The organism is Bacteroides sp. M10, from assembly GCF_014334015.1.
Classification (GTDB): domain Bacteria; phylum Bacteroidota; class Bacteroidia; order Bacteroidales; family Bacteroidaceae; genus Bacteroides; species Bacteroides intestinigallinarum.
On record NZ_CP060488.1, the window covers coordinates 2,496,085 to 2,508,584 of the forward strand.

Sequence of the window (12,500 nt, forward strand, 5' to 3'; positions counted from 1 at the left end):
AAGATATTTAATCGAACAAACTTTTATATAGTTATGAAAAAGGTTTATCACTTATTGAGCGTTGCGCTGCTGGGCGCAATGGCACTAACCTCTTGCGAAGAGGACAAGATAGTGAATGAGAATAGCGGTGGAGGGAACGAAACCGACAAGAATCTGACTGATTATTCATTTATAGCTTCTATTAAACAGTCCGCCCCTTTGGGTCGCAGCAATTTGCAGAATGGAGTGTATACATGGAATAAAGGAGATGCTGTTACATTATGGAATCGCAACTTCGGAGCCGGCTATGATTTCTCTATCACCCCGGGGTATAATGACAACCAGCCTGACAAATCTGCTGAATTCACAGGAAAAGCTGCTGTAGAAAACGGGCATAAGCTGATTGCGGTATTTCCACGGAAAGAAGCAAAAACGTTTAATGACCTGGCTACCTTTTCTATGCCGGAGACATCTACCCAGACGGGAAATGTAGCGGAACTAGCAGCCACTACCTATATGGTTGCCATCGGGGATGTGACTGATAATAAGATTCCTGCATTAACGTTTTCACCATTGACTGCATTGATACAGGTTGGTTTGAAAAATACGTCGGACCGGGAACTGAAGATACGCTATATTACGCTGGAGAGTGATGATGATGTATTTCCCGCAGAGTTGAAGATTGATGAAAACGGAGTAGTACAGAGTCTTTCAGGTATGCGTAACAAACTGACACTTGACATGAGTGGACAAGCATTGGCGCAGAATGAAACATTAAACGGGTATTTGAACATATTACCTACAACCTATGGTGATACCCGGTTGATGAAAAGTACGACCGAACTGAACATTACAGTAAGCGTCTTGAATAATGAAGTGGAACAGGATATTATCCTGCTGAAAAAAGTAAAAGTCAAAGATTTGGAGGATAACATCGGACTTGATATGGATGCTACTGCCAATCAGTTTGCAGCCGGCAAGCATTATAAAATGGATTTTGAGGTAGATTATCGTTTCAGAATTCCTGATGAGGGGTATATGATCGATGATGATGGAAATATTCATATCTATAATAAGACCGGATTATTCGGATGGAATAAAATTGCGGATGAATACCGTAAGGCAACCGTTATTTTAGAAAAAGAATATATCGATGAACCGGCCGGGGATGGAATAAAAGTGATCGATATGGGTAATGAACTTTGGGAACCTGTTGGCGCATTTGGAGGTGTATTTGAAGGTAATGGTGTTACCATCCGCAATTTGCAGATAGCTAATAAAGGGTTTATAGCTACCAATACGGGAACTATCCGGGATTTGACACTGGAAAATGTAAGTTTCTCTGGTAATATCACAGAGGGAGCAGGAGCATTGGCTGCCGAAAGTTCAACGAGTGTTATTCAGAATTGTACTGTCAAGGGAGTGACTGCAACCGTTACAAAACCGGTAGTTTTTGGTGGTTTGATCGGTCGAAACTCCGAAGGAAGAATAGAAGGTTGTCAAGTTATCAGTGGAACTATTAACCTTAATTTGGGTGGTGCTGGTAATTCCAATTATGGTGGCTTGGTTGGTGAGCATTTTAATGGAACGGCTCTTATTATAAATTCGTATGTCGGTGCGGATGTAACAATCAAGCATCCTAGTAACTCTAGTGGCGCATCCTGTGTCGGAGGACTTGTCGGCTGGAACAACTCCGGTAAAGTCAAAGGTTGTTACTCATTAGCCAAACTTGAGGTTTCTTGTTCCGGACAAGTAGGAGGACTTATAGGAGCTAATAGTAACGGTACGGTTCTGGCCTGTTATGTAGCGGGTTCAATTAGTGGAACTATCCATAATAATACTGGCGGTTTCATTGCACAGAATACCATTAATAATGCTGATGCTACTGTGACGGCTTGCTACTCGACCACGCAGATAAATGTGACTAATAATGCCGGAAGTAATAAATTGGGAGCTTTCGTCGCTTCGAATTCAACAGGAATCAACCAGTGTTATTTCGTAGGTGAGACGGTGACTAATCCTGTAGGAAGCGGATCGGCAAATGGAATTAGTAAGGTAACAGCCACTCAGCTTAAGGATAAGAAGCGTCAGATGAATCTGGCAATAGAAGCCAAGGATCCAGAATTTGGTTTTAGCTTTAAAGTGAATGAGGATGCAGGAACCAATTTATACTGTCCGTTGATTCTACAGGGGGCTGTGAAAGAACCTGGCTTCGGTGGATCAGATTTTGTAGATGGTGGTGATATTTAAATAACTGATAACGGAAAAAAATAAATCATGAATAAAATCTATTCTTTATTAGGGATCGGGCTGCTAAGTGCAGCCACCCTAAGCTCTTGTAAAGAAGATGTTTTCATTGAAGGTGGGGATGAATTGCAACGGGGAGAATCACAGACTTATGTGGCTGTTGCTTCTATCCGGGGGTATGAAAATACGGACAAAGAATCATCTACACGTGCCAACGTACAAGATGACGGTAGTTCCTTTATGTGGAATGCCGATGATAAGGTTACACTTTGGAATGGAACAAATGGCTATGATTTCACAACCATAAATTATGATGAGAGTGAACCGTCGGGAAATGTGGAATTCACAGGGAATGGTAACTTTGAAGAGGGAGCTACTGTTTGGGGAATCTATCCGAAAAAAGATACTCCGACTTCAGGGAATGTTTTCACTTTTACGTTGGGAGATGCTACGCAAAGTGCCCAAAAAGCAGAGCTGCAGAATACGATGCACATGCTTGCTAAAGGCACGGTGAATGGGACTACCGTTACCAATCTTAAGTTTGAACATTTGACAGCTCTTTATCAGTTTAAATTCACCAATCGAAGACCGGATGCCTATAAAGTGACAAAGGTGGTTGTTTCGGCTGATGCTGCTATTTTCCCAAAAACGTTGACAGTTTCGGGAGAAGAGAAAACGTATGGTGATAAAAGTAATAGTCTGACTTTGTCTATGACAAGTTTGGAAATGGCAAAGAATGAAGTTGCATACGGTTATTTGAGTTTCTTCCCGATGGCAGACATGACAAAGGATACAGAATTAACTTTTACTGCTACGATAGAAAAAGTGGGAGATTCTTCCTCTACGGAAACAATAGAGAAAAAAGGAAAGATCAGTGAACTTTATAATGCCGAATCGGTGGTAGCAGGAGATGAATATAAATATGTGGCTGGAAAGCGATATGGTATATCATTTATGCTGGTGGCAGACTTGGGATATGAGGAGACTGAAGCGGGTAAGTATTTAGTCAAGAAAGAAGACGGGTTGATAAATTTGGCAAGTGAACCGACTGTTATGACGAATGCTGCTACGGTAATTACATTAGATACTGATCTTGATATGTCGGCTAAAGAGGCATGGGTACCGGTTACGGAGTTTAAAGGTACATTGGACGGCAATGGCAAGACTATCTCCGGTCTTACAATTGAAGCAACAGGAAACGATGCCGGTTTGTTTATAACTAATAATGGTATCATTAAAAAATTAACCCTTAAAGATGTAACGGTGAAACAAGTGCCAGGCGCAGCTGGAGCATTTGCAGCAATAAATACCGGAACGATTCAGAATTGCGTCATTGATGGAGGAGCGTTGACTGTCAATGGAGCAGATGCTAAGTTAGGGGCTATTACCGGACATAATCAGACTGGTGCGTCAATGATAAAGGATTGTAAGGTAAAAGGTAATGTGGTACTGACTGTTGCCGGTGGTAAAGTAAATGCCGGTGGATTGGCAGGTGTGAACGGATGGTGGTCTAAGGCACAAATACAAGGTTCTTCGATTGACAAGGAGGTATCCTTTGTATATAGAGGTAATGGTGAAGGTGCCATCGGAGGACTTGTGGGTTGGAATGTTCAGGGAACCATAACTGGCTGTTATTCTTTGATGACTATCACTGCATTTACAGCTGTGAATGCCGGTGGTCTGGTGGGAGGAAACGAAGGACCTGTAACCGCTTCGTTTGCTGCTGGTGAAATAGTGGCCAAAGCGTCCGGAAACATTGGTGGTTTGGTGAAAAATGGTGGAACTTTGACAGGATGTTATTCAACTTCTGTGCTTTCTGGCACTGCTTCTGTTACCATTTGTGGAATATCAACGGGATCAGTGACAGCAAACGAATGTTATTTTATGTCCGACGGAGTTTCGAATCCGGGTGGAAACTTACCAGCTTCAACTAAGGTAAGCGATGCTGCTGCCCTTATTGATAAAATAGCATCCATGAATCAAGCGGTAGCTGGCTCTGGTTACAAGTATGTTGAAAATACAGGAACCGATAGTGCCAGAGTACCTTTACTCATTCAACCGGATGAATAATAACTGACAGGTATTAGTTTGAATCCCCTTATTTATCCTTGTTTTGTATATGAAGAGGACAAATAGGGGGATTCGTATCTGGAATATACTATCTTTGTATGTCGAAGACATCTTTGGGTTGATTGCGACAGACAACATGACATTCATTATAAAATAAAACTTTATATGAGACGAATCTTTGTTAGCTTACTGCTTTTATCTTTGTTTTTTATGGGTTATGCCCATGAGCCGGAATTTTCAACAGCCGGTTTCTTCCGGTTACCGGATACCGGGCGTGATGTGTACTCGATGAATCCTGCCTGGCGCTTTTATAAAGGAAGTGCGGTGGGTGCCGAAGCAAAAGAATTTAACGACAAAGCCTGGCAGGTGGTGTCTTTACCTAATGGTATCGAGTATCTTCCTACTGAGGCTAGTGGTTGCATCAATTATCAGGGGGAAGTATGGTATCGTAAACACTTTACTCCATCCGAAGCATTGAAAGGAAAGAAACTGTTTCTGCACTTTGAAGCTATTATGGGTAAAAGTAAGATTTATGTAAACGGTAAATTATTGGCAGAGCACTTTGGAGGCTATCTTCCCGTATCGGTAGATATGACTGAAGCATTAAAGTGGGGAGAGGACAATGTGATTGCGGTGTGGGCTGATAATAGCGACGATCCGACCTATGCGCCTGGAAAACCACAAGATGTGTTAGATTATGCCTACTTGGGAGGCTTTTATCGGGATTGCTGGCTGATTGCACATAATTATGTGTTTATCACGGATCCGAATTACGAGAACGAAATAGCAGGAGGCGGACTGTTTATTGCCACAGATCGTGTATCGGAGCAATCGGCAGATATTCTCTTGAAAGCGCATATACGTAATGAAGACAAACAGGGCTTTGCAGGAAAAATTTCCTATTCTTTAGTAGACCGTGAAGGAAAAGAAGTGGCATCATCAGATGTGAAACTGAATATCCGTAAAGGGACTGCGACAAGTCATAATGGAAAGATGAAAGTGGAGCAGCCGCATTTATGGACTCCTGAATCACCTTATCTATATAATCTGTGTGTGCGTATTTATGATAAGAATGGAAATGTAGTAGACGGTTATCGTCGTCGCGTCGGTATCCGTAGTATCGAATTTAAGGGAAAAGATGGCTTCTGGCTGAATGGAAAACCTTATGGTAAACCTTTGATGGGAGCTAATCGGCATCAGGATTTTGCAGTTGTAGGAAATGCGGTTGCCAATAGTATTCACTGGCGTGATGCCAAGAAACTGAAAGATTTGGGGCTGGAAGTAATCCGTAATGCACATTGTCCGCAAGATCCGGCTTTTATGGATGCCTGTGATGAACTTGGCCTGTTTGTTATCGTGAATACTCCGGGATGGCAATTCTGGAATGACGAACCCATTTTTGCCAAACGGGTTTATAATGATATACGTAATATGGTTCGCCGTGACCGTAACCATCCTTGTGTATGGCTGTGGGAACCGATCTTGAATGAGACATGGTATCCGGAAGATTTTGCCGGGCGTGTGAAAGGGATTGTTGATGAGGAATATCCTTATCCATCCTGCTATTCCGGTTGTGATGTGCAAGCCAAGGGCTCGCAATATTTTCCGGTGCAGTTTGCCCATCCGATGGATCTTTCAAAACGTGATCCTAAAATAACTTACTTTACACGCGAGTGGGGAGATAATGTCGATGATTGGAGTTCGCACAATTCTCCAAGTCGCACAGCCCGTAACTGGGGAGAACAGCCCATGCTTATACAGGCTGCTCATTACGCTTCTCCTTATTATAATTACATTTGCTATGATGGTTTGTATAAAGAGTCTCCCTGGCATGTGGGCGGATGCTTGTGGCATTCGTTCGATCATCAGCGGGGATACCACCCGGACCCGTTCTATGGTGGATTGATGGATGTATTCCGTCAGCCTAAGTATTCTTATTATATGTTTAAGGCGCAACGTCCGGCTGTCGTTTCCGAGAGTTTGGCAGAAAGCGGACCGATGGTTTATATCGCTCACGAGATGACACCGTTCTCAAGCAGAGATGTAACGGTGTATTCCAACTGTGATGAAGTTCGTTTGACTGTGAATAAAGATGGGCAAACTTATACCTATAAAAAAGACAAGACACGAAAAGGAATGCCTTCTCCGGTAATAACTTTCCCCGGGGTATTTGACTTTATGGTTGATAAGAAGATGACTCGTGAAAAGCATGATGCGGACGTCTATTTCCTGGCAGAGGGACTGATGGATGGTAAGGTGGTAGCTACACATAAAGTAATGCCCGCCCGCCGTGCAGAACAGATACGTTTGAGAGTAGACAACGAAGGAATCGGACTGCGTGCTGATGGATCTGATTTTGTTACTGTTGTGGCAGAAATCACGGATAAGAATGGAAATGTAAAGCGTTTGAATAATTATTATATCAAGTTCTTTGTAGAAGGAGAGGGACGTATTTTGGGCGGAGCTAATGTCTTGGCAAATCCTGCTCCGGTGAAATGGGGCAGTGCTCCCGTATTGATCCAGTCGACCACGACTCCCGGAAAGATTAAGGTAAGAGCCAGTGTTTTGTTTGAGGGATCACAGATGCCCGTAAGCGGTGAACTGGAACTAACATCTTCCGCTCCAATGTATCCATTGATATTTGATAAGAAAGAAGAAGCGTTGCCTAAGCCATCCGAATCGTTCTCCATGGACAAGAAGAGTGATGCTGAACTGGAGTTGGAACGCCGCCGTCGTGAACTGAATGAATTAAAACTGAAAGAAGTGGAGCAACAACAGACAGATTTCGGTGAGAAAGTAGATTAAGACTACTCATTACAACAATTTACCGTTCCGGTGTGTTTTTTAGTAACCGGAGATAGAGAGTAAATGATATATTCTTTAGGCACGGGATACGCATTCCGTGCCTAATTTTTTATGTTTCATTTTTTATCTCTATCTTTGCGATACATAATAAATAAGGACGTATGGAAAAAATTGAAATAGAAGAGAAGATTGTAGCTATGCTAAAGACAGTGTACGATCCGGAGATTCCGGTCAATGTATACGATCTTGGACTGATTTATAAGATTGACGTCTCCGATAGTGGAGAAGCGGCACTCGATATGACGCTGACAGCTCCCAATTGTCCGGCTGCTGATTTTATTATGGAGGATATTCGCCAAAAAGTGGAGTCAGTAGAAGGAGTGAATTCCGCCACCATCAATCTGGTCTTCGAACCTGAATGGGATAAAGACATGATGAGTGAAGAAGCCAAATTGGAATTAGGTTTTCTTTAATCGTTCTATGTCAGGCAGTGCTCTGATTTTATAAGTTGTAATTCGTTATTAGATCTCGTAACTGGTAATTAAATGAAGAACATTTATTTTCTTTCCGATGCACATCTTGGTTCTCGTGCTATTGAGCACGGGCGTACTCAAGAACGGCGTTTGGTGAACTTCCTCGATAGTATAAAGCATAAGGCTTCCGCCATTTATCTACTGGGAGATATGTTCGACTTCTGGTATGAATTCCGGCTGGTAGTTCCTAAGGGGTACACCCGTTTCTTGGGGACGCTCTCCGAACTAACAGATATGGGTGTAGAGGTGCATTTTTTTATAGGTAATCATGACATCTGGTGTGGAGACTATCTCACCAAAGAGTGTGGTGTCATCATGCATCGCGAACCATTGACTACTGAAATCTACGGAAAGGAGTTTTATCTTGCTCATGGTGACGGCTTGGGTGATCCGGATAAGAAGTTCAAGCTACTTCGTTCGATGTTCCACAGCAAAACTTTGCAAACGATGTTTTCTGCTATTCATCCCCGCTGGAGTGTTGAATTGGGTTTAACATGGGCTAAGCACAGCCGACAAAAACGGGCGGACGGAAAGGAACCGGATTATATGGGAGAAAACAAGGAACACTTGGTACTATATACCAAAGACTACTTGAAAAGCCATCCCAATATCAACTTCTTTATTTACGGACATCGTCACATTGAACTGGATTTGATGTTGAGCGCCACCTCCCGTGTGTTGATTTTGGGAGACTGGATTAACTTCTTCTCTTATGCCGTGTTTGACGGAGAGAATCTCTTTTTGGAAGAGTATATCGAGGGAGAGACACAGGTCTAATTATGTTTCAACAAAATAAAAGGTCAGGCATAATACGGAACAAAATATAAAACAAGGGCACAAAGAAGTAGCAGAAAAATAACCTGCCATCTTTGTGCCTTTGTCGTTAGAGAATCTTCAATGCTTATTAGTTAAATCTTCCTTTCTGCTCAAAACACCCGCTCGTTATTCGGCAAAGTTGGTGTATAAGCGGAACTCGTGTGCAGGAACACTGATCTTTTTTTCTCCCTCCACGGGATTCCCATTTTCCAGATATAGATACCATGTACCTTCAGGAATAGTATAATCGATAGATGCATTGGTGAAATTCGCATACACATGAAGTTGTTTCCCATTCACAGCTTTCAATGTCAGTGTACGTCCATTATCCCAATCATTATAACTGACTTTCCAGGTAAATTGAGAAGAAGCGTTGAATAAATCGGAGTGTGTTGTCCGTAGAGTGATTAGTTTTGTATAAATATCTACCAAGCTTTTACGCTCTGTCTGATATTCCCAAAGGACTGGTTTCTTTCCGGTACGTCCATTTTCGTCTATTGAAATATCATACCCCATTTCGCCGAATTGCCAAAGCATTTTCGGACCTGGAACCGTAAAGAAGAATGCGGCGTTGGATGATAACTGTTTGAGCCGTTCGGACAGGTTGGTTTTTAAGGCTCCATTTCCGTATTCAATCTGTTTATAGGCACACCGCTCTTCGTCATGACTTTCCATATAGCCCACAAATTGATTCGGACGGGTGGTGTCATATAATCCGGAGAAATCACTATTATCTTTCCAGCCCATAGCCGACTGACAATAAGAATGGTTCATATTCCTCCAAAAATGAATTCCTTCTGTGGCTAAAGTTGTTTCTTCATTTGCACAGAAATGTTCCATGGTAACCATTGCATCTTCTTTGACAGCTTTTACGGCTTCGTAGTATTCTTTCAGTACTGATACACGAGCAGGGTCGGTTGCCGCCAAATCATCATCACCTGTTGTCTGTTTCTGTGTGAAACCTTTGGTGAAATCGAAACGGAAACCGTCGATGTGGTAAGTATCTAACAGATATTTCAGGTTGCGTTTGACAAAAGCTTTTGTTTGTTCTGAAGTGTGATTGAAATCATCCGGTGAAAAAACATACTTCTGATGCGGTGTTACAGCGTTCAGCCATGGATTCTTAGTGGAAGGGCGGTTATTAAACGTATCCCAGTACATACGGGCAAACGGATTATCATTGTTCGTATGGTTGTAGACTACATCGAAAATAACGGCGATTCCATTCTGATGGCAGGCGTCAATAAAAGCTTTATATTCATTTTGAGTTCCATACGAGGCATCCAGTGCAAAGTATAGTCCGGTGTTGTATCCCCAACTGTCATTACCTGCAAATTCTTGTACAGGCATCAGTTCGATAGCATCTATTCCCAGTTCTTTTAAGTAAGGCAGCTTTTCCATTGCTCCTGCCAGATTTCCACTGGAAGTAAAATCCCGCAACAAGAGCTCATAGATAACCGGATTTTCTTTATTCTTCATCTCAAATTCTCCGGCACTCCATTGATAGGGTTGTGGGTTTGTGCTTACGACTGATACGTAAGGTGCTTGTGCGCCAGTGGGAAAGTTGGTATCCACTCCCTTTTCCAATGCTTGCTCACAATAAGGATCGCACAAGTAAGTACCGCCATCCGAAGCACTGTACACAAAGTACTGGAACTGTGTTTCACCGGCAGTCAATTCCTCCAGAGTGATCCACCAGCAATGGTTTGTTTCGTCATATTTCATCATGTAGCGACTATCCAGTTTCCAGTTGTTGAAATTACCTGTTACAAATACACAATCTTTATGACCGCCCTGACTGTCCTTATCATATAATACAAGCGTTATCGAAGTGGCCGAATGGATATGAATACCCTCTTTTTCTTCTCCGGATATGGGGAGAGGGGCTTTTTGCGGTTCTTCCCAGATAAATCCGTTTTGACTATCTTCTACTAAAGTTGCGTAATCGTAGGTTTGTTGGCTACCTTCCGCATCACGTACAATCAGGTTAATGGTCTGTAAGGGAGTAGATGGAGCAACAGAATAGAAATGGCGGATAGATGAGGAAAGGGTGATACTCCACACATTGTCCTTTGTCTTTTTCAGTCTGTATTTATTCTGATTATCTCCCCATGTAGGTGCACCTGTCCAGTTTGCTCCTGTTCCGGAGTGTAAGTACAAGTCGTCAGCGTAACCATAGAAGTTACTTCCTTCGGGTGCTTTGAAGGTGATAGTCAGTGGTTCATCCGCTTTAGGAATAGCCGGATCAAAATTAAATCCGTCGTGGAGAACTTGTTCTTCCGGGGCAGGATCAGTTCCGGACGAAGGACGCTCGCCCGGCATCAACGGATCATCATCTGAACAAGCTCCAAAGCTGTTGAGTATCAGCAATAAAAGGAGCCAAATATATTTAAAGTCTTTCATAAGCCTTATTTTAGAATTCTTCTTCCAATGTAGTGGTACTATATTTAGCTTTGAGTGTGTCAGATTTCGATCATATCTCAAATCTCCTCTTTCCCGAAGAGGGAGACTTGAGATATGATCGTAATTGATTCTACTCGTTGTGCTGTTTAAGAGTGTCTGATAGTTATTCGACTTTACCTTTGCCTGTCGTAAAGTTAATATGGACTTTCTGACCGGCTTTTACATTACATTCGTAGCCAAGTTCGCTTAGATTATCCGATACGTTCTTATTCTCACGGTAAACGATAGTACCATCGCCTTCATTAGCCAGATCAAGTGTAAATTCGCTCTTCCACCAGCCTCCGGCATCTACAGCCGTAGTAGAAATACGTGCCATGCCTGTAACGGTTGCTGCCGGTGATATGAAGTCGCTTGTTTTATCGGTCGGAATCCTGAACAAGGTCGTTTCATCGCAATTCCACGAATTGTTAATCACACCTCCCAACAGGTAAACTTCCGGCAAACGGAATGAAATTGTTTTTCCTTCTGTAGTCACTGCGACAATTACCAGATACCATCCGGATTTACCAATGCCAATATTGCCTCCTGAGGATGTTAATTCGGCGAAATCAATTGCTTCCGGAGATAAGATTTCTTCGTCATAACCAAAGTCTCCTTCCCATTTTCTAACCGGAGCAAACTTGATTTGGTCTCCCGCCGTATAATATTGTATACTCCAGAACATTCCGGGAGTCTGTGTGACAGGAACCATTTCAGGAGCTACTGCCCAATCCCACCCAAGACTGTACGGAGATCCATTGATGTACATGTGCTCGGGTAGATCCTCCTTGATTGTGTATGTATAATCTTCTACATTAATCGTAATTTTCATTTTCTTTCCGCCGGCGCAGGTGAGATTATCCGGGTCGGCTCCTTCTTTATCCCTGAAAGCCAATAATCCCGGATCCGGATCTTCTATTACTTTGGAAGCACCCAAGGCTCTTTGCCAGGCATCCGGAGCTTCTATCGCACTTCCCGGGACAATCTTGAAATCAAACTTCTCTTCCGACTCGACGACTACTGAAAAGAGATACTGATTGTCTTTGTCTACTTCGAGCTTTGTGGCTGTCGATTTGTCCATCTGCCAGCTGTTTAGATCACCTACTATATAGTATTCCGTATCCACAGCCGGAGTTGCGACCGGAGTGATGGCAGATTGCATTTCCGGGTATTCAGTCAGTGAAGTTGCTTCACCGTTGGTTGTCATGACTACCGGTGTCAGCTTTAAAGTGACTTCGCGCTCTAAAGATTTTTGTGACTTATACAAACTTGCCACTTTTTGGTCAAGTTCTGTCAACCTGACTTTTATATTCCCATCTTTTACTTTTGACGGTAGATTTAATATCTGCCCTTCGGCAACTAATTCTATATTACAAGCTGTGAGTGAGAAGTTTTCTGCAATCGAAGAAACAGAGGCGATTACCACAGAATCGCCCGGCTGTTCTTCAAGTTTCATACTGGCAACCGGAGTTATATCTACCATTGCAGTTATAGCTTCTTCCTGGGGATTGGACTGGGGATCAGCCCAGTCCTTAAAATCTTCATCGCAAGCGGTGAAAGCTGCCGAAGCAAGCAACAGACACGCCATATATGATAATCTTTTCATGA

At 42.7% G+C, this 12,500-nt stretch carries 7 protein-coding genes; 5 read left to right on the forward strand and 2 right to left on the reverse strand.

Annotated features, from left to right (window positions below; translation table 11 throughout):
• Nucleotides 1–33 precede the first annotated feature (33 nt).
• The 5 genes from H8796_RS08835 (at nucleotide 34) to H8796_RS08855 (ending at nucleotide 8,411) form a co-directional block, all read left to right on the forward strand.
• Nucleotides 34–2,229, forward strand: a complete 2,196-nt coding sequence (locus H8796_RS08835; RefSeq protein WP_233530352.1) for a peptidase M26 — start codon at nucleotides 34–36, stop codon at nucleotides 2,227–2,229.
• Between the two features lie 27 nt (nucleotides 2,230–2,256).
• On the forward strand, nucleotides 2,257–4,296 hold the full coding sequence (locus H8796_RS08840) for a GLUG motif-containing protein (protein ID WP_117935508.1): 2,040 nt from the start codon (nucleotides 2,257–2,259) through the stop codon (nucleotides 4,294–4,296).
• Nucleotides 4,297–4,461: 165 nt separating this feature from the next.
• A complete protein-coding gene (locus H8796_RS08845; RefSeq protein WP_117935510.1) occupies nucleotides 4,462–7,101 on the forward strand; it encodes a glycoside hydrolase family 2 protein in 2,640 nt (879 codons plus the stop codon).
• 161 nt (nucleotides 7,102–7,262) lie between these two features.
• Nucleotides 7,263–7,574: an iron-sulfur cluster assembly protein gene (locus H8796_RS08850; protein WP_004299750.1), complete on the forward strand. Its 312-nt coding sequence runs from the start codon at nucleotides 7,263–7,265 to the stop codon at nucleotides 7,572–7,574.
• A 72-nt stretch (nucleotides 7,575–7,646) separates the two neighbouring features.
• Entirely contained in the window at nucleotides 7,647–8,411 is a 765-nt protein-coding gene (locus H8796_RS08855) for a UDP-2,3-diacylglucosamine diphosphatase (RefSeq protein ID WP_117935512.1), read from the forward strand.
• A 165-nt stretch (nucleotides 8,412–8,576) separates the two neighbouring features.
• On the opposite strand, the gene H8796_RS08860 is transcribed toward H8796_RS08855, so the two are convergent.
• Nucleotides 8,577–10,853: an alpha-amylase family glycosyl hydrolase gene (locus H8796_RS08860; RefSeq protein WP_004305044.1), complete on the reverse strand. Its 2,277-nt coding sequence runs from the start codon at nucleotides 10,851–10,853 to the stop codon at nucleotides 8,577–8,579.
• 163 nt (nucleotides 10,854–11,016) lie between these two features.
• Complete coding sequence (locus H8796_RS08865; RefSeq protein WP_004305043.1) at nucleotides 11,017–12,498, reverse strand: DUF5115 domain-containing protein; 1,482 nt, start codon at nucleotides 12,496–12,498, stop codon at nucleotides 11,017–11,019.
• Nucleotides 12,499–12,500 lie beyond the last annotated feature (2 nt).